Source organism: Kitasatospora sp. A2-31, assembly GCF_022288725.1.
Taxonomy (GTDB): domain Bacteria; phylum Actinomycetota; class Actinomycetes; order Streptomycetales; family Streptomycetaceae; genus Kitasatospora.
Genome location: NZ_JAKNTA010000010.1, coordinates 15,184 through 33,407 on the forward strand (window position 1 = coordinate 15,184; position 18,224 = coordinate 33,407).

Sequence of the window (18,224 nt, forward strand, 5' to 3'; positions counted from 1 at the left end):
GAAGCCGTTGTCGTACCGATCATGGTGGACATCGGTTCGAGTGCGGCCACACGGCTGAGTGATCTTTCCTCGGGGCGCGCATGAAGGCAGGGCCTCCTGTCCAGCTCGGGATTGTCGAAGTCCAAACGAGCTGGCCGGGAGGCCCTGTGTCGCAGTCTTGCGTTTCCATGCCCGTGTCGTCCAACTCGGTTACCCGGTCGTGTGATTGTCTCGCTCACCGGTTCGGGAACGCGGGTGACCGGCCGGACCGTGCGCGCCGCTACGACTCGGACATGACGGACGCGGAGTGGGCTGTGGTGCGGGACGCGATGCCGGTCCCGGCGTGGTTGGAGGGGCGGGGCGGGCAGCCGGAGGGGTACTGTCACCGGCAGCTGCTGGACGCGGTGCGCTACCTGGTCGACAACGGGATCAAGTGGCGGGCGATGCCGGCGGACTTCCCCGCGTGGGACCGGGTCTACGCCTTCTGTCGGCGGTGGCGTGCGCGGGGCCTGCTGGCCGAGTTGCACGACCGACTGCGGGGCCTGGTCCGCGAGGACGCCGGCCGCGACCCGGAGCCGACCGCCGCGGTGGTCGACGCGCAGTCCCTGCGCGCGGCGGCCACGGTGCCGGCGTCCTCACGCGGATACGACGGCGCGAAGAAGGTCCCCGGTCGCAAGCGCCACGTCGTGGTCGACTGCCTCGGGCTGCTGCTGGCCGTGTTGGTCACCGCCGCGAACGTGACGGACCGAGACGCCGCGATGCCGCTGCTGCAGCAGCTCCGGGCCCGCTACCGGAAGATCATCCTGGTGTGGGCCGACGGCGGTTACGCGGGCCGCCTGGTCGCATGGGCGAAGCAGGCACTGCGGCTCACTCTGAAGATCGTCAAGCGGAACGACGACGTGTCCGGCTTCGTGGTGCTGCCCAGGCGCTGGGTGGTGGAGAGAACGCTGAGCTGGCTGATGCGCTCGCGCCGGCTGGTGCGCGACTACGAGACGCTGCCCGCCGTCCACGAGCAGATGGTGCTGTGGTCGATGACGATGCTCATGACCCGCAGGCTGGCCCGGCGGCGAGCGTGAACCGGCCCGGGGACGGCTCGTCGGCCCAGCCCCGGTCCGCCAGCCGCTTCATCTTCGACCGCACGCCCTCCACGCTCGCCGGGACCGCCGCCAGCCCCAAGGCGGCGGTGATCTCCTGGCACGTCATCACGTCTTCCCCGTCCGCGCGGCGTTCGGCCAGCAGGGACAAGATCTGCTGGTAGTCCGCGGCCAGCGCGTCCGTCGACAGCACGGGCCGCCACACCGGCACGATCGAACCCGAGCGAGCCGCTCGCGGCGTCGGCACCTCGGCGGGCGCGTCCGGGACGATCACCGGCTCCGGCGCCAAGGGCTCCCTGACCGGTTCCGGACCGGCCGCCGGGCCGGCTTCCCGGGGCTGCGGCGCGGCCAGGACTTCGCCGACCCGCTGACGCGCGATCAGCCACTCCTGCCAGTCCGTCTCCGCCTCCGCGAGCGCGGCCAGCACCCGATCCGCCTCCTCCCGGAGCCCCTCCACACGCTCTCGCGCGGCCAGCTCCCGCTCTTCCAGCAGACCCACGACCGACGCCATCCCGGCACCTCCACCGACGAGACAACCCGACCACCCGAGCCTGCCTCGCCAACACCGGCGTCATGCCTGAGCTGCGGAAACACGCCGATCAAGTTCGGTACAACAACGGCTTCTGAACACAGCGGATCCAGCCTGCCTACCCGGCGACGACCACATGCCTGAACAGCGAAGACTTGAAGCTACGTCCGCTTTGGGAATCGCTTCTTAGAAGCGATTCCCAAAGCGGATGACACGCCTGCTGATCGAACTGTCGCGCGTGTCGACCTCGTTCGGGTGATCGGGCGCTGATTGAGACATAGGGAAAGGGCCTCCTGCACAGCTCGGTGATGTCTAGTCAACTGAGCATCAGGAGGCCCTGGTGTCCCACTGTGGCGTGCCCGCCCCGTCCGCGTCTACCTTCGGCGTGTCGCCGTGCGACTGCCTCGCCCACCAGTTCGGCAACGCCGCCGACCATCCGGACCGCACCCGCCGCTACCCCTCCGACCTGACCGACGCAGAATGGGCCCTGGTCCGGCCGCTGCTGCCGGTCCCGGCCTGGATGAACGGACGCGGCGGGCGCCCGGAAGGGTACTGCCACCGTCAAATGATCGACGCCGTGCGCTACCTGGTGGCCGAGGGCGTGCGCTGGGCGAGCCTGCCGGCCGACTTCCCCAGGTGGCGGGCCGCGTACCGGTTCTTCCGCCGCTGGCGCGACAACGACCTGATCAAGGAACTGTACGGCCGGCTGCGCGCCCGCCTGCGCGAGCTGGCCGGCAGGAAGGACGAGCCCACCGCCGCAATCATCGACTCCCAGTCGGTGAAGGGCGACGCCACCGTTCCCACCGCCTCCCGCGGCTACGACGCCGGAAAGAGAATCAACGGCCGCAAACGACACATCGCCGTCGACACTCTCGGCCTGCTGCTGGTCGTGATCGTCACCGCGGCCTCGGTCAGCGACCGCGACGCCGGCCGCGACCTGCTGGAGCGCGTGCGCGCCCGGCATCGCGCCATCACCCTGGTCTGGGCCGACGGCGGCTACACCGGCTGGCTCGTCGACTTTGCCCGCGCCGTCCTCTCCCTCGCCCTGACCATCGTCAAGCGCCCCGACGACGCATCCGGGTTCACCGTGCTGCCGCGCCGCTGGGTGGTCGAACGCAGCTTCTCTCACCTGATCCGGGCCCGACGTCTGGCCCGGGACTACGAGACCCGCACCGACAGCGCCGAAGCCATGCTCTGGTGGGCGGCGAGCATCCCCGCCACCCGGCGACTGGCCCGCCGGGGTGCCCCCGCTGCCCGCCGCCTCAGCCGGCCCGCCCCGGCCGCGGCTTGAACAACCCCGGCCCGTCCTCGCACAACCACCCGCGCTCCACCAGCCGCTTGGCACGGAACCGAGCGGCCTGTTCGCGCGCGTCACTGGCCTGCCAGCCCAGATGATCGCGCATCTGCCGGGCCCGCACGCCGCCCCCGCCACCGGCTGCGTCGTCCTGGACCAGTGCCACGATCGCCGCGCAGTCACCCGGCAGCACCGCAAGATCCAACCCCTGACGCCACGGCGGGATTTCGACCCTGGCCGCAACACCACCCGCAGCCCCCGCCACCGCGGTGTCCGGCACGCCCGACGCGGCGGCCAGGGCATCGACGACCTCCTCGCGGGCGACGGCCGCGCGCCGCACGGCCTCCTCTGCCTCCAGCACCGCCGCCCGGACCCGCTCCAGCTCGGCGCGCAACTCCTCCACTCGGGCCAGCGCGGCCCGTTCGCGTTCCTCCAGCAGCCCCAGCACCGACGGCATCCGCCACCTCCGCACACAGCGAGCGTGAGAAGCCGTTGTCGTACCGATCATGGTGGACATCGGTTCGAGTGCGGCCACACGGCTGAGTGATCTTTCCTCGGGGCGCGCATGAAGGCAGGGCCTCCTGTCCAGCTCGGGATTGTCGAAGTCCAAACGAGCTGGCCGGGAGGCCCTGTGTCGCAGTCTTGCGTTTCCATGCCCGTGTCGTCCAACTCGGTTACCCGGTCGTGTGATTGTCTCGCTCACCGGTTCGGGAACGCGGGTGACCGGCCGGACCGTGCGCGCCGCTACGACTCGGACATGACGGACGCGGAGTGGGCTGTGGTGCGGGACGCGATGCCGGTCCCGGCGTGGTTGGAGGGGCGGGGCGGGCAGCCGGAGGGTTACTGTCACCGGCAGCTGCTGGACGCGGTGCGCTACCTGGTCGACAACGGGATCAAGTGGCGGGCGATGCCGGCGGACTTCCCCGCGTGGGACCGGGTCTACGCCTTCTGTCGGCGGTGGCGTGCGCGGGGCCTGCTGGCCGAGTTGCACGACCGACTGCGGGGCCTGGTCCGCGAGGACGCCGGCCGCGACCCGGAGCCGACCGCCGCGGTGGTCGACGCGCAGTCCCTGCGCGCGGCGGCCACGGTGCCGGCGTCCTCACGCGGATACGACGGCGCGAAGAAGGTCCCCGGTCGCAAGCGCCACGTCGTGGTCGACTGCCTCGGGCTGCTGCTGGCCGTGTTGGTCACCGCCGCGAACGTGACGGACCGAGACGCCGCGATGCCGCTGCTGCAGCAGCTCCGGGCCCGCTACCGGAAGATCATCCTGGTGTGGGCCGACGGCGGTTACGCGGGCCGCCTGGTCGCATGGGCGAAGCAGGCACTGCGGCTCACTCTGAAGATCGTCAAGCGGAACGACGACGTGTCCGGCTTCGTGGTGCTGCCCAGGCGCTGGGTGGTGGAGAGAACGCTGAGCTGGCTGATGCGCTCGCGCCGGCTGGTGCGCGACTACGAGACGCTGCCCGCCGTCCACGAGCAGATGGTGCTGTGGTCGATGACGATGCTCATGACCCGCAGGCTGGCCCGGCGGCGAGCGTGAACCGGCCCGGGGACGGCTCGTCGGCCCAGCCCCGGTCCGCCAGCCGCTTCATCTTCGACCGCACGCCCTCCACGCTCGCCGCCTCAGCCGGCCCGCCCCGGCCGCGGCTTGAACAACCCCGGCCCGTCCTCGCACAACCACCCGCGCTCCACCAGCCGCTTGGCACGGAACCGAGCGGCCTGTTCGCGCGCGTCACTGGCCTGCCAGCCCAGATGATCGCGCATCTGCCGGGCCCGCACGCCGCCCCCGCCACCGGCTGCGTCGTCCTGGACCAGTGCCACGATCGCCGCGCAGTCACCCGGCAGCACCGCAAGATCCAACCCCTGACGCCACGGCGGGATTTCGACCCTGGCCGCAACACCACCCGCAGCCCCCGCCACCGCGGTGTCCGGCACGCCCGACGCGGCGGCCAGGGCATCGACGACCTCCTCGCGGGCGACGGCCGCGCGCCGCACGGCCTCCTCTGCCTCCAGCACCGCCGCCCGGACCCGCTCCAGCTCGGCGCGCAACTCCTCCACTCGGGCCAGCGCGGCCCGTTCGCGTTCCTCCAGCAGCCCCAGCACCGACGGCATCCGCCACCTCCGCACACAGCGAGCGTGAACACAGCGGATCCAGCCTGCCTACCCGGCGACGACCACATGCCTGAACAGCGAAGACTTGAAGCTACGTCCGCTTTGGGAATCGCTTCTTAAGCCAGGTGGGCCCGGATTAGGCCGGTAGTGGCTAGGTAAATGACTTCGACATTCTCCGCACCGGTGGTCCAGTTGTGCCAGACGCCGGTGGCGAGGGCGAGGGTTCGGGACAGCGGAGTGGGAGGCAGAGCGGCGGTCGGCCAACCGGCGGCTGTCCCCCGCGGGTGCGGGAGGACCCTCCCCTTGCAGGGCGTCGTCGGATCCACCGCGGCTGACCCCCGCGGGTGCGGGGAGGACCCGATCGGCACGTCCGTGACCACCTACCCCGCGGCTGTCCCCCGCGGGCGCGGTCAGCCGCCGGGGAAGGAACACCCGAAGGGCCCCGCTTCGAGGTCGGCTGAGGCGAGCCGCTCATCGGCGGCCATAGCCCTGATGGCAGTGCGGACACCGAGGTCGACCGCATGCGAGGCGGCGATCTCACGGCCGTCGGCGTAGGCTCGCAGGCGCGCGACTCTTCGGGACCTGGCCGCAGTCGGCCCGGGTCGGAGTCCGCATGGGCCGCCATGCGCCTGGCAGGTCGTCAAGGTAGCGCAGCGGCACGCTACGAAGGGCCGTAGGTCACGGCCGCCGGCGCCGCAGGCTGGTACGTGTACGGCATGACCATTCTCCGCTGCTCCAGGCGCCGCATCGCGCCCTTCCTGTTGGCCGTGGCCGCGGTCCCGCTGCTCGCCGGAGCCTCGGCTCCTGTCGGCACGGCCGAGGCCACGACCGACGCCACCTGTGTGCTGAACGGCCACGGCGTCTTCGCCACCGCCGTCGCCCCGGGAGGTGTCGACGTCCCCGTGCCCGACACGCTCGCCATGACCGGCACCCTGTCGTGCGTGGACGCCGCCGGAGCGCCCCTGGCGACCGGAACCTTCGAACGGACCGTCGCCATGCCGGCCACCGAGTGCACCGGGGACGAACACGGGGACACCGCGACCACGACCGTCCACTGGGCCGACCAGACCGCCTCCACCTTCAGGTTCGACAGGATCGACGTGGTGAAGGTGAACGGCACCGCCTCGCTGGTCATCACCGGTGCCGTCACCGCCGACAGCGCGCGCTTCGCCGACGACACCATCAACGCGGTGGGCACCAGTACCGGCACCGGATGCGGCACCCCGGTCGGCGAGAGCGCCGTCGACTCGACCGTCGTGCTCCGCCTCACTCACTGAACCTCCCAGCCGCCGGTAGCCACCCCTCACGCGAAGGAAGACCCGACATGCCCCTGCCCCGGACTGAGCCGCGGACGGCCTCGACCCGCCACGGATCCCCGAAGTCCCGCGTTTACGCGATGCTGGACACGGACGGAGACGGCGTGGCCTCCCGCCACGACTACTTCGTCCGGATCGACCGGGTCCAGCGGGCAACCGGTCGCGGCGACGACGACCCCCTGGTCATCGCCGCCCGGGCCACGGGCGAACGGCCTGGGCCGCGATGGACTCCAACGGCGACGGCGTGATGACCTACGACGAGTACGCCGCCTGGGTGGACGCCGAGAAGTTCGACACCGTCTGCCAGTACGCCCTGGGCGCACTGTTCGACCTCGCCGACGCCGACCGGGACGGGGCCCTGGACCGGACGCAGTTCACGCTGCTGCGCCAGGCACTGGGCAACCGGGCCGACAACGCCGACGCGGCCTTCGACGCCCTGGACGACGACCGTGACGGGCGCGTCGGCCGTGCCCAGTACCTGGCCACGATCCGCGCCTACGTCACGGGCGAGGGCTCCCCCATGGGGGATGCCCTGTACTGATCGCCTCGACCACGCGCGACCAGGGTCACACGGAAGCACTCCGCACGAGGCGGGCTCTCACTGATTCGGTGCGGAGCGGAGGTTGTCGAGGAGGAGCGTTGGCCGACGCGGTGCGTCGCCGTGTGAGCGGTCCTCTTCGGTCACCGCGAGGCGGATGCCGAGCTATAGTCACGAGGTCGCGAAAAACGGTGTTCCGCGGTCCACCCGCCGGACATCGCTCGTACATCGATGCAGATGGTTCTGATCGGTGAGCGTCTCCTTGCCGAGATCGGGCACCCTGTCCGCTTTTGGCGCTGACCATCGCCGGCGCGTGTCGGCGCAACCAGGGAGCGCAGCATGCAGAAGACCATCGCCATTATCGGAGCAGGACTGGGCGGGCTGACGCTCGCGCGGGTGCTTCAGGCTCACGGCGTCGCCGCGACGATCTACGAGGGTGAGGCTTCAGCGAAGGCCCGTGAGCAAGGCGGCCTGCTCGACATCCAGGTGGCAACCGGACAGGTGGCGCTTCGTGCAGCCGGTCTGTACGACGAGTTCCTCACTCTGGTCCGCCCGGGCGAGGATGCCAAGCGCGTGATGGACCGCCACGGCACCGTCCTGTTCGACATGCCGGCGGACCCCGGTTCGGCCCGTCCGGAGGTGGATCGTGGCGAACTGCGGCACCTGCTCATCCGCTCGCTGGCGCCCGGGACGATCAGGTGGGGTCACAAGCTCGCCTCGATCCGGCACCGTGTGGAGGGCGGCTACGACCTCACCTTCGCGGAGGGTTCCGCCGCGCGCGCCGACATCGTCGTCGGCGCGGACGGGGCCTGGTCGAAGGTGCGTCCGCTGCTCACCCCCGCCGAGCCCGTCTACAGCGGAACCCTCTTCATCGAGATCGCCCTCGCCTCGGGCGGCCGGGACTGCGGGGCGAGCGTGGCCGCGATCGGCAGCGGCACGCTGATGGCGGTCGCGCCGGGCCGAGGCATCATCGCGCATCGCTACGCCGACGGGCGCGTTCGCGGATACGCGGCGCTGAACAAGCCCGAGGAGAGGATGAGGTCGATCGACTTCGGCGACCCGTCCGCCAGCCTCCGCCGACTTGCCGACGAGTTCCATGGCTGGTCGCCGCTGCTCACCGCATTGGTGACACAGAGCGACGTGGAGCCGAGGCTCCGACCCATCCACGCCCTGCCCGTCGGGCTCACATGGGACAGGGTGCCCGGCGTGACGCTCGTGGGCGACGCCGCACATCTGATGTCGCCCTTCGCCGGCGAGGGTGCGAACCTCGCCATGTACGACGGCGCGGACCTGGCGAGCAAGCTGGTTGAGCACCCCGACCTCGAGGTCGCGCTCACCGCCTACGAAGAGCGGCTGTTCCTGCGTAGTGGCGACGCCGCCAGCCGCTCGGCGCAGAACCTGGAGGTCTTCTTCGGCCAGGAAGCACCGCAGAGCGTGGTCACTCTGTTCGACCGCTCCTGACACCTCTCAGTCCGGATTCGCGATCTTGTGGCGGCCCGGAGCGGTGTCGGCGCCGGGCTCCGGCGTACCAGGGAAGGGACGTATGTGGTCCGCGGACAAGACGGTGGTCGGCTCGGGTGGCCCGCGTTCCCCCGCTCGGCTGTTCCCGAGGGGCCAGCAGACCTTCGACGGTCAGGACCGCCCCTCCTTGAAGGTACGGGCGAGGCGCCGGCCGGACCGTTGAGCTCTCGCTGCCGATGAGCCGAGTCCTCAGCAGAAGCCTGTCTACCGACCGGAGATGGTGGCCGCCCACAGGACAGTGACTCTGTGCATGAAGACGGACAGCACTCATCCATGAGTTCGGGAGTCGCTCGCCGTCCGCGCCGACTCGAAATCCTCGCGGGTTTGGACAGCACCTGACAGGCCGGTGAGCGGCTCCTGGGGCACGAGTGATGATCTTGGTTGGGGTCTGGCGGCTAGGGTGGGGCCCGTGTCTGTGACCAAGGATCGTGATGACGTCGTCGAGCAGCTCGAACCGTTCCGGAGGGAGCTGATGGCGTACTGCTACCGGATGCTCGGTTCCGCGTTCGAAGCGGAGGATGCGGTGTGCAGGAGACGCTGGTCCGCGCGTGGTCGAAGTACTCGGGGTTCGAAGGGCGTTCGGCATTGCGGACGTGGCTGTACCGGATCGCGACGAACGTGTGCCTGGACATGGCGCCGGCGGCGCAGCGGCGGGCCCGGCCGATGGATCTGACATCGCCGGTCGCGGCGTCCGCGCCGGACCTGACGCAGCTGGAGGAGAACATCTGGGTGGGACCGGTCCCCGACCGGCGGGTGTTGGGCGGCGATCCGGCCGAACTGGCCGTGGGCCGGGAGACCATTCGGCTGGCGTTCGTCACGGCGCTGCAGAAGCTTCCGGCGCGACAGCGGGCGGTCCTGGTGCTGCGGGAGGTGCTGGCGTGGTCGGCGGCGGAGACCGCCGAGCTGCTCGACACGACGGTCGCCTCGGTGAACAGCGCGCTGCAGCGGGCGCGCGCCACGCTGGCCGAGGGCGGCGGGATCCCGGTGAGCGACACGTACCAGCCGCTGGACGAGACGCAGCAGGCCCTGCTGGCTCGGTACGTCCAGGCGTTCGAGGCATTAGACATCGAGGGATTGAAGAAGCTCCTGCACGAGGACGCCGTGCTCAACATGCCGCCCTACCAGATGTGGGTGCGCGGCGCGGTCGAGCTGGGCGAGTGGTGGCTCGGCGCAGGCTGCGGCTGCCGCGGGTCGCGGCTGCTGGCGGTCGAGGCGAACGGCTCACCTGCCTTCGCGCAATACCGGCCGGCCGAGGACAAGAACGGCTGGACGCCGTGGGGCATCACGGTGCTGGAGATCACCGACGGGCGGATCGCCGCCATGACCAACCACATGGACACCGAGCGGTTGTTCCCGCTGTGGGGCCTACCGATGCGGCTGCCGGCCACCGGCGCCTCCGCTGGTGTCTGAGGGGTCCTCGCACCGCAGCGCCTCGGCCGGGCCGGTCAGCACCAGCAGCAGCCGCAGGCGCTGACCGGCCCCGCGTAGGAGGAGATCGGCGACGGCCCGCCGGGCGACCAGGCTCAGGCGGGCCAGCCGGTCGAGGTCGGCGCGACCGGGTGCCGTCAGGGATGCGACCTCGCAGACCACGAGCCGGATATCGGACTGCTCGGCGAGCAGCCCGGCCACGTGCTCGGGCAGGTGCTCGGGCAGGTGCTCGGGCAGGGCCGGGCCTTCGCCCGGAAGGACCGGAGGCACGGGGAACAGCAGCGTCTTCACACCTACTGGGGCTGCCTGACGGTGCGCGACTCATCGGCAGCCACGGCCGCCGGAAGAAGATCTTCAAAGATTTTCGCCGCGACCGATGAGTCCGCGGGCAGTGCCCCGTCTGACCGGGTGAGAGCGACCGACACCCGAGCAGCACAGGGAGCGCCCCATGAGGAAGATCACCGCCGGACTGTTCATCGCCGCCGACGGCGTCGTGGAGAGCCCGCACGAGTGGCACTTCCCCTACTTCAACGACGAGATGGGCGCGGCCGTGACCGCGCAGCTCGGCGCGGCCGACACCGTGCTGTTCGGCCGCGTCACCTACGAGACCTTCGCCGGCGCCTGGCCGGAGAGGGAGACCGCGGGCGGCGAGGACGCACCGATGGCCAAGGCGCTCGGCGACGCCCGCAAGATCGTCGTCTCCCGCTCGGAGCTGAAGTTCACCTGGCGCAACTCAGAGCAGCTCAAGGGCGACCTGGTCGAGACCGTCACCGAGCTGAAGCAGGAGAACGGCGGCCCGATCGGGATCTCGGGCTCGATCTCGGTGGTGCGCGCCCTGCTGGCCGCCGCACTGATCGACGAACTGCACCTGTTCGTCCACCCGATCGCGATCGGCAAGGGCCTGCGCCTGTTCGACGAGACCGCCGACCCGGTCCGGCTCAAGCTCCTGGACAGCACCGCCTTCACCACCGGTGTGCTGCACACCGTCTACGGCCCGGCCGACAACTGACCCGACCCCCTCTCAACGACCAGGAGCTCCGGATGACCAGCCCCGCCAAGGGCCCCGCCACCTACTTCCCCTCCATCGAGCAGAAGTACGGCCGACCGATCAGCCACTGGCAGGACCTGATCCGCTCTTCACCGCTGACCGGGCACATGGAGCTCGTCGCCTGGCTGAAGACCGTGCACGGCCTGGGCCACGGCCACGCCAACGCCCGGGTTGTTTATGCCCTCGCCGAGAACACCACCCGCTGACCCACCCGAGAAGGACTCCTCCCCATGACCAGCATCGTCTCCGCCGACGGCACCACCCATCGCCCACACCGTCACCGGAAGCGGGCCGGCCGTCGTCTTCGTGGACGGCGCCCTGTGCCACCGGGCCTTCGGGCCCTCCCAGGCGGTCGCCGAGCAGCTTGCCGCGCACCACACCGTCTACACCTACGACCGCCGCGGCCGCGGCGCCAGCGGCGACACCGCGCCCTACGCCGTAGAACGGGAGGTCGAGGACCTGGCCGCCGTGATCGCCGCCGCTGGCGGGCGGGCGGCGGTCGTCGGCATCTCCTCCGGCGCTGCACTGGCTCTACACGCCGCCACCCGGGACATCGGGATCACCCACGTCGGCGTGTACGAGCCGCCGTTCAGCACCGAGGACGCGCAACGCGCACGCTTCACCGACTACGCGACCGGCCTGGCCGCGGACCTCGCCGAGGAGCGCCGCGGCGAAGCGGTCAGCCGGTTCATGGCCTTCGTCGGCGCGCCGGGGCCGACGGTCGAGCAGCTGCGCAGCTCGCCGGTGTGGCCCGCGTTCGAGGAGGTGGCGCCCACTCTGGCCTATGACGCCGCGGTCCTCGACGCCGGAGTCGGCGCGAGCGTCCCGGCCGGCGCGCTGGCCAAGATCACCGTGCCCGTCCTCGTCCTCGACGGCGGCGCGAGCCCCGAACTGCTGCGCGCCCCGGCCCGCGCGGTGGCCGCCGCAGTTCCCAGCGCCGAGTACCGGAGCCTCCCGGACCAGACTCATGAGGTCGCAGCCGACGTCCTGGCCCCGGCCCTGGTGAAGTTCTTCGCGTCCTGACCGTCTGCCCCAGGACGCGCTGTCGCTTCTCGTGAACATCGAACAGGGAACCCTCGAGCTGCCTCCCGAAGTCGTGAACATCTGTTGTCGAAACTCATGAACAAAGCCAGGGCAGGATCAAGGCCTACAGCTGGTACTAGGTTCACCATGAGATCGGGTACAGGTTTCATGGCACCGTCGTCTTGCGGTGCCCTAGCGTGGTGCCATGACGATTCCAGCGGGGCTGAGACGGTCGGCCCTTCGGGCACGGCGGGACACCGGCTTTCTGGCCGCCGGTGTGCTGCCGCACCTGGCGCTGGTGCCCGTGTGGGCCTGGGCGGCGGCGACTACCGCCAGGACGGGGAACTGGCTCCTCACGGTTTCCGTGTCGGCCTTCCTGGTCCTGCTCGGCAGTCCGGTGCTGACGGCCGTTCAGCGGGCCCGCTACCGGGTGCTCATCGGCGTGGACGTCCCCCGGCTCACCCCCACCGCGCCGGAGCAACGGACGTGGGCCTCGACCGCCCGGTGGCTCGCGGCGACGCGGCCTTGGCGCAAGATCGGTTACCACCTCGTGCTGGGCCCGCTGCTCGCGCTGCTTGAGCTGTTGGTGCTCGCGGTGGCAGCGGCGTGCCTGGCGGGCGTCATCGCCTACGCCTGGTCATGGGCGCTGCCCACCGGAATCCGCCAGGACTGGTTCGGCTACCTGACCCAGCTGCCGGCATACACGGCGGCTGGACTCCTCCTGCTGTGCGCCCTGCCCTGGACCGCGCGGGCCGTGGCCCGGGCCGAGGCGCGGCTGGCGTTGGGCCTGCTCGGGCCCAGCCGGGCGCAGCGGCTCCAGGAGCGGGTCGATCAGCTGGCCGTGAGCCGGACCGACTTGATCGAGGCCGTCGACGCGGAGCGCCGCCGGATCGAGCGCGACCTGCACGACGGCACCCAGCAGCGGTTGGTGTCTCTCGCGGTCAACCTGGGTCTGGCCGTTGCCACCCGCCCGGACCTGCCTGACGCCCGCGAGGTGATCGCGAGAGCGCACCTGGAGGCGAAGGAGGCGATAGCCGAACTCAACGACCTGGTGCGGGGGCTGCACCCTGCCGTGCTCGAAGACCGGGGTCTGGACGCGGCGTTGTCCGGGCTGGCTGCCCGCGCCCCCCTGCCGGTGCGGCTGCGGGTCGATCTGGAGGAGCGACTGGCGCCCAGCGTGGAGTCGGTCGCGTATTTCGTGATCTCGGAGGCTCTGACCAATGCGACGAAGCACGCCCACGCGATGCGTGCAGAGGTGACGGTCCGCCAGGTAGGCGAGGTGCTGCGAGTGCGTGTTACCGACGACGGGCTGGGCGGTGCCGACGCCGACGCCGGCACGGGGCTGGCCGGACTGGCCAAGCGGGTCGGCTCCCTCGACGGGGCCTTCCACGTCAGCAGTCCCGTCGGCGGGCCCACCACCGTCACCGCGGAGCTGCCGTGCGCGCGGTGATCGCCGAGGATTCGGTGTTGTTGCGGGTCGGCCTGATCAAGGTGCTGGAGATGGGCGGGTTCCATGTCGCCGCGGAAGCCGGTGATGCGGAGGGGCTGTTGGCGGCGGTGGCGGAGCACCGGCCCGACCTTGCCTTGATCGACGTCCGGATGCCGCCCGGCTTCACCGACGAGGGGGTGCGGGCGGCGATGGAGATCCGTCGGCGCTGGCCGGGGACGCCGGTGGTGCTGCTCTCGCAGTACGTGGAGGAGCGGTACGCGGCTGACCTGCTGTCTGCGAACACCAGCGGTGTGGGCTACCTGCTCAAGCAGCGGGTCGCCGATGTCGCCGACTTCGTGGCGGCGGTCCGGCGGGTGGCGGACGGGGGCACGGCCCTGGATCCGCAGGTCGTCGCCCAGTTGCTGCTGCGGCGCGACAGCGATCCGCTCGCGCGGCTGACCCCCCGCGAACGGGAGGTGCTCGGCCTGATGGCCGAGGGCCGCTCCAATGCCGGCATCGCGCAGGCGCTGGTGGTCAGCGAGAGCGCCGTGGCGAAGCACATCAACAACATCTTCGCCAAGCTCGACCTGCCCGTGGTCGACGCGGACCACCGCCGCGTCCTGGCCGTGCTGCGGTTCCTCGGAGCGTCCCGGGCCTGACCTTCCCATCCGTGATCACGATCTACGGGAGATGGGACGCCGACGAGATCCGCCACGACCTGCAGGCCTGCGTCGCCGAACACCTCGGCGCCGACGACGGCGTCCTGATCACCCCCTGGAGAAGGCAGACCGTCCGCGTCACGCGGGGTCGTGGAGCGGGATGCCAGCCCGCGAGGGTACCGCTCTGCCCTGGCGCCGGGCCGTCCGACGACGGCCTGGCACCAGGGCCCACGGCTGCGAGGCCTGCCCCTGACGTCCCGGATCAGGCCCGGAACGCCACACGCTGCCGGGTGTGCGGACCTTGTCGCCGGGTCAGATGCGGAAGGGCCGAATCCGCTGCGACCGTCTCCGGCCGCGTTGTGCGATCTTCCACTGCTCATGACGAAATCGGCGGCCCTGCCATGAAACGGCGGTGTCCGGGCAGACGGGGCTCGTGACTACAGGGGTATGGCATCCGCTCCGAACGATCGCGCCGGCACTGGTGACCCAGACGGTGCTCATGGTCCTGGTCGGCCTCACGCTCACCCATCCGCCGCTGCACCTCTGGCGGCCGGGGGAGAACGGCCTCACCGACCGGCTCGCGGCGGGCCGCGAGCCCGCCCTCGACAACGTCACCGCGTGGCTCTCGATCCTCGCCAGCACCGGGGTCGTGGTGGCCGTGGCGGGCGTCGCGGTGCTGGCGCTGCTGGTCGGGTCCCGCCGGCGGTGGCGGGAGGCGGCCTTCCTCGGTGGCGCGGTCGCCGCCCAGTCCGCCGTCTTCCTGCTGGTCACCCTGTGCGTCGACCGGCCCCGCCCGACTGCGCCGCCCCTCGACACCGCGCCGCCGACTTCCAGCTTCCCGTCCGGCCACGTCGGCGCGGCGGTCGCGCTGTACGGCGGGCTGGCCGTCCTCGCGGCGTTGCGCGTGCGGGGACGGCTGCGGCCGCTGCTCTGCGTCCTGGCGGCGCTGTTGCCGGTCCTGGTCGCGTTCAGCCGGCTGTACCGCGGCATGCACCACCCGACCGACGTCCTGGCCGGGCTGGCGAACGGTGGTACCACGCTCTGGATCATGTGGCGGGCCTTCCTCGCCGACCGCGGGCGGAGCACGCCGAGTGCCGGGGCCGACCGCGCGCCCGTCGGGTCCGACCGCGCGTCCGTCGGCCGGGCGGTCGTGGTCTACAACCCCGTACTGGTGGACGACGACACCCTCGGGCGGATCGACCGCGTCCTCGCCGAGCGCGGCTGGGCGGCACCGACCAGAACCGCCACCAGCGTGGACGACCCCGGCCGGGGCGCCGCGGCGGACGCCGTGACCGCCGGGGCCGACCTGGTGGTGGCCTGCGGTGGAGACGGCACGGTGACGGCCTGCTCGCACGCCCTCGCCGGGACGGGCGTCGCCCTGGCGATCGCCCCCTGCGGCACCGGCAACCTGCTCGCGCGCAACCTGGGCCTGCCCTCGGACCCGGCGCGGGCGCTGGCGGACGCCCTCGACGGCGGCCCCCGCCGGATCGACCTGGCCCTGGCCGACGGGGACGGCATCCCCGCGACGGTGGTCAGCGCCATGGCCGGCATCGGCCTCGACGCCGCGACGATGGCCGACACCAGCCGCAGCGCGAAGGACCGCCTCGGCTGGCCCGCCTACCTGCCCCCGCTGGTCCGCCACCTCGGCGACCGCCGGATGCGGCTCACCATCACCCTGGACGACGGCCGCCCCATCCACCGGCGGGCCGCGATGGCCCTAATCGGCAACGTCGGCGCACTCCAGGGCGGGATCCGACTGCTGCCCGGCGCCCGGCCGGACGACGGCCTGCTCGACCTCGTGCTCCTCCACCCGCGTGGCCTCGCCGGCTGGTCCGCAGCGGCGGCGCGGCTGCTCACAGGGAGGGTCGCCCCGGGGGGCGGGGCCGCGCCGTTCGAACACTTCCAGGCCCGGCGGATCCACCTCACCGCCGACGGCGACCAGCCCCGCGAGCTCGACGGGGAGTCGCTGCCACCGGGCCGCACCCTGCGCCTGGCCGTCCGGCCCGCCGCCCTACTGGTCCACACACCGTCGGGTGACGGGTCCCCGGTCGACCGGTCCCCGGAGGGCGAATCCCCGTGCGGCGAATCCCCGCTGGACGAGCCCCCGCTGGACGGGCCCCCGGTCGCCGCACCCGAGGGCGACGACCCCCGGCGGGCCGGGACGAAGCCCGTCCCGGCCGAACGGAGCGCCTGATGGGTACCGCAACCCGCATCAACCGCCGCGGCCGCGAGCCCGAGGAGCTCTCCGCCGACGAAGCCGTCACGGCCCTGCGCGAGTACGGCCGGTGGCAGCTGCTCAGGGATGCCTTCATCCGGTTCCGCTTCGCCGACGGCTTCAGCCACGCCCGGGCCCTCGCCTTCCAGACGGTGCTCGCCCTGGTGCCGTTCGCCATCGCCGTGGTCGGCCTCTCCTCCGTCCTGCACACCCAGTGGCTCGGCCGGGTCACCGAGCTGACCATCACCCGGCTCACCGCGGGCCCGAGCTCGGACCTGGTCGACCAGGTCCTGCGGCGCAGCCGCGAACGCGCGGGGGACGGCGGGAGCGTCGCCCTGTGGGGCGGCGCCCTGTTCTCCCTCGTCAACGTCGCCACCGCGATGTGCCAGATCGAGCGCGGAGCGAACCGGATCTACGGCATCGAACGCGACCGGCCCTTCCACCGCAAGTACGGCCGCGGACTGCTGATGGCCGTGCTGGCCGGCCTGCCGCTCGGCCTCGGCTTCATCCTGCTGGTGGCGGGCCGGGAGATCGCGGCCGCGGTCGTCGAGGCGGGCGGACCGGGGGCCCACCGGGAGGCCCTCGTCTGGGCGGTCCTGCGATGGCCGGTCGGCATCGTGCTCGCCCTGCTGTCCGCGAGCGTCATCTTCCACCGGGCACCGCGCCGCGAACAGCCCGGTTACACCTGGCTGGCCTTCGGCGCCGCCGTGTACCTGGTGCTGTGGGTGGGGCTGACCGCTCTGTTCGGCCTGTACCTGCGGCTGAGCAACTCGATCGACGCGGTCTACGGACCGCTCAGCGTGATCATCTCGCTCCTGATGTGGGCCTACCTGACGGCGATCGCGCTGTTCCTCGGGATCGCCTTCGCCGCGCAGCTGGAGGCCGACCGGGCCGGCATCGACGAACCCGTGCTGCCGGATCCCGAGGATGATGCCGCAGGTCATGGGCGGGCGAGGGGCGATGACAGCTGACCGGAGGCCGCACCCGAGCCCCGCCCGCACCCCGCTCCCCGCGCTGCGCCGGCTCTCCCGGCGCCGGTTCATCCGACGGCGGTTCACCCGGCGCCGGGCCGACCGGCGTTTCGGCGAGCGCTTGGTCGCGGCCGTCCTGGCGTTCGCCGTGGCGGCGGTGCCGACCGCCGTCCTGCTGGTCCTGATCGAGGCCGGCTGGGGGCCGCTGCGGGAGCTGGACGCCGACGCCGCGGCGCGGCTGAACGAGGCCGTCCGGCACCACCCGCTCCTGCTGGAGACCACCCGGGTCCTGAGCAACCGGATCTGGGACCCGGTCACGATGCGCCTGCTGGTGGCGGCCACCGTCGGCTGGCTGCTGGTGCGCCGGGCCTGGCGGCTGGCCCTGTGGGCGGGGCTCACCGAGACAGCCGCCGGCCTGACCGGCCTGCTGGTCAAGGTCTCGGTGGCCCGCGTCCGGCCCCGGCTCCCGGAGCCGGTCGCACACGCGCCCGGCTTCTCGTTCCCGTCGGGGCACGCCATGACCGCGATGGCCTCCTGCGCGATCCTGCTGCTCGTGCTGCTCCCGGTCGTGCCCCGACGGGCCCGCCCAGCGGCCTGGACGCTCGCCGCCGTGACGGTGCTCGGGACAGGCCTGACCCGGATCGCGCTCGGCGTGCACTGGGCCAGCGACGTCCTCGGCGGCTGGCTGCTCGGGCTCGCGCTGGTCGCCTCGACTGCCTGGGCGTTCGAGGCCTGGCGGCGGGAGAGCGGACTCCGGACGGCGGGGCTCCCGGAGGGACTGGAGCCCGAGCTCGCCGCGGAGGACGAGCTCCGGCCACGACCGCCCGGCGGTCCGCAGCCGTAGCCGCGACCGGGCAGCACCGGACGGCCCGGGAGGCAGTCAGACGTCGTCTCCGGACCTCCCCACGGCCTGACGCCGCACATCCTCCCCGCCACAGCGGAGCTGCCGTCCGAGATGTCCTCCGAGCGGTCCTCCGAGCACTCGTCCGGGCGGGCGGGGCCGGCTGGTCCGCCGGTCCGCCGGTCCGCCCGCGCGGCGCTCCCGGCGCGAACGACCCGGAAGCGTAA

General features: G+C 72.1%; 18 protein-coding genes and 1 pseudogene. 15 read left to right on the forward strand and 4 right to left on the reverse strand.

The annotated features are described in order from the left end of the window. Nucleotides 1-272 precede the first annotated feature (272 nt). Nucleotides 273-1,055 (forward strand): IS5 family transposase, encoded by a 783-nt coding sequence (locus MCM47_RS25870; RefSeq protein ID WP_305067983.1) that lies wholly within the window; start codon nucleotides 273-275, stop codon nucleotides 1,053-1,055. Here the strand turns inward: MCM47_RS25870 and MCM47_RS25875 are convergent. Beyond that, on the reverse strand, nucleotides 1,021-1,584 hold the full coding sequence (locus tag MCM47_RS25875; RefSeq protein WP_238862180.1) for a hypothetical protein: 564 nt from the start codon (nucleotides 1,582-1,584) through the stop codon (nucleotides 1,021-1,023). The two genes, MCM47_RS25870 and MCM47_RS25875, sit on opposite strands and share 35 nt — an antisense overlap. Before the next feature lie 358 nt (nucleotides 1,585-1,942). On the opposite strand from MCM47_RS25875, the gene MCM47_RS25880 reads away from it, so the two are divergent. Further along, a complete protein-coding gene (locus tag MCM47_RS25880) occupies nucleotides 1,943-2,893 on the forward strand; it encodes an IS5 family transposase (protein ID WP_238864103.1) in 951 nt (316 codons plus the stop codon). Here MCM47_RS25880 and MCM47_RS25885 read toward each other — a convergent pair. Further along, entirely contained in the window at nucleotides 2,865-3,353 is a 489-nt protein-coding gene (locus MCM47_RS25885; RefSeq protein ID WP_238864104.1) for a hypothetical protein, read from the reverse strand. The genes MCM47_RS25880 and MCM47_RS25885 overlap by 29 nt on opposite strands. Nucleotides 3,354-3,653: 300 nt before the next feature. Here MCM47_RS25885 and MCM47_RS25890 point away from each other — a divergent pair, with 300 nt between their 5' ends. Continuing rightward, complete coding sequence (locus tag MCM47_RS25890; protein WP_305067983.1) at nucleotides 3,654-4,436, forward strand: IS5 family transposase; 783 nt, start codon at nucleotides 3,654-3,656, stop codon at nucleotides 4,434-4,436. 83 nt (nucleotides 4,437-4,519) lie between these two features. Here MCM47_RS25890 and MCM47_RS25895 read toward each other — a convergent pair whose 3' ends face one another. Then, nucleotides 4,520-5,008, reverse strand: coding sequence for a hypothetical protein (locus MCM47_RS25895; RefSeq protein WP_238864104.1), 489 nt, complete (start codon nucleotides 5,006-5,008; stop codon nucleotides 4,520-4,522). A 716-nt stretch (nucleotides 5,009-5,724) separates the two neighbouring features. Here MCM47_RS25895 and MCM47_RS25900 point away from each other — a divergent pair. The 4 genes and pseudogenes from MCM47_RS25900 (at nucleotide 5,725) to MCM47_RS25915 (ending at nucleotide 9,793) form a co-directional block, all read left to right on the forward strand. Beyond that, nucleotides 5,725-6,285, forward strand: coding sequence for a hypothetical protein (locus tag MCM47_RS25900; RefSeq protein ID WP_238864105.1), 561 nt, complete (start codon nucleotides 5,725-5,727; stop codon nucleotides 6,283-6,285). A 262-nt stretch (nucleotides 6,286-6,547) separates the two neighbouring features. Then, nucleotides 6,548-6,865 (forward strand): hypothetical protein, encoded by a 318-nt coding sequence (locus tag MCM47_RS25905; RefSeq protein ID WP_238864106.1) that lies wholly within the window; start codon nucleotides 6,548-6,550, stop codon nucleotides 6,863-6,865. A 336-nt stretch (nucleotides 6,866-7,201) separates the two neighbouring features. Beyond that, a complete protein-coding gene (locus MCM47_RS25910) occupies nucleotides 7,202-8,323 on the forward strand; it encodes an NAD(P)/FAD-dependent oxidoreductase (RefSeq protein ID WP_238864107.1) in 1,122 nt (373 codons plus the stop codon). Nucleotides 8,324-8,792: 469 nt separating this feature from the next. After that, nucleotides 8,793-9,793, forward strand: a pseudogene (locus tag MCM47_RS25915) (sigma-70 family RNA polymerase sigma factor). Here MCM47_RS25915 and MCM47_RS25920 read toward each other — a convergent pair. Next, on the reverse strand, nucleotides 9,749-10,081 hold the full coding sequence (locus MCM47_RS25920) for a hypothetical protein (RefSeq protein WP_238864108.1): 333 nt from the start codon (nucleotides 10,079-10,081) through the stop codon (nucleotides 9,749-9,751). The pseudogene MCM47_RS25915 and the gene MCM47_RS25920 sit on opposite strands and share 45 nt — an antisense overlap. Nucleotides 10,082-10,259: 178 nt before the next feature. Here MCM47_RS25920 and MCM47_RS25925 point away from each other — a divergent pair, with 178 nt between their 5' ends. The 8 genes from MCM47_RS25925 (at nucleotide 10,260) to MCM47_RS25960 (ending at nucleotide 18,000) form a co-directional block, all read left to right on the forward strand. Next, on the forward strand, nucleotides 10,260-10,820 hold the full coding sequence (locus tag MCM47_RS25925; RefSeq protein WP_238864109.1) for a dihydrofolate reductase family protein: 561 nt from the start codon (nucleotides 10,260-10,262) through the stop codon (nucleotides 10,818-10,820). 32 nt (nucleotides 10,821-10,852) lie between these two features. Next, a complete protein-coding gene (locus tag MCM47_RS25930; protein WP_238864110.1) occupies nucleotides 10,853-11,065 on the forward strand; it encodes a DUF4287 domain-containing protein in 213 nt (70 codons plus the stop codon). 100 nt (nucleotides 11,066-11,165) lie between these two features. Next, nucleotides 11,166-11,882, forward strand: a complete 717-nt coding sequence (locus tag MCM47_RS25935; RefSeq protein ID WP_238864111.1) for an alpha/beta fold hydrolase — start codon at nucleotides 11,166-11,168, stop codon at nucleotides 11,880-11,882. Nucleotides 11,883-12,087: 205 nt separating this feature from the next. Further along, nucleotides 12,088-13,332: a sensor histidine kinase gene (locus tag MCM47_RS25940; protein ID WP_238864112.1), complete on the forward strand. Its 1,245-nt coding sequence runs from the start codon at nucleotides 12,088-12,090 to the stop codon at nucleotides 13,330-13,332. Next, nucleotides 13,320-13,970 (forward strand): response regulator transcription factor, encoded by a 651-nt coding sequence (locus MCM47_RS25945; protein WP_238864113.1) that lies wholly within the window; start codon nucleotides 13,320-13,322, stop codon nucleotides 13,968-13,970. Before MCM47_RS25940 ends, MCM47_RS25945 begins: the two co-directional genes overlap by 13 nt. Before the next feature lie 481 nt (nucleotides 13,971-14,451). After that, a complete protein-coding gene (locus MCM47_RS25950; RefSeq protein WP_238864114.1) occupies nucleotides 14,452-16,164 on the forward strand; it encodes a diacylglycerol kinase family protein in 1,713 nt (570 codons plus the stop codon). Beyond that, nucleotides 16,164-17,156, forward strand: a complete 993-nt coding sequence (locus tag MCM47_RS25955; protein WP_238864115.1) for a YihY/virulence factor BrkB family protein — start codon at nucleotides 16,164-16,166, stop codon at nucleotides 17,154-17,156. The genes MCM47_RS25950 and MCM47_RS25955 overlap by 1 nt, the downstream gene beginning before the upstream one ends. Then, on the forward strand, nucleotides 17,146-18,000 hold the full coding sequence (locus tag MCM47_RS25960; protein ID WP_238864116.1) for a phosphatase PAP2 family protein: 855 nt from the start codon (nucleotides 17,146-17,148) through the stop codon (nucleotides 17,998-18,000). Before MCM47_RS25955 ends, MCM47_RS25960 begins: the two co-directional genes overlap by 11 nt. The last annotated feature ends 224 nt before the right edge of the window (nucleotides 18,001-18,224 follow it).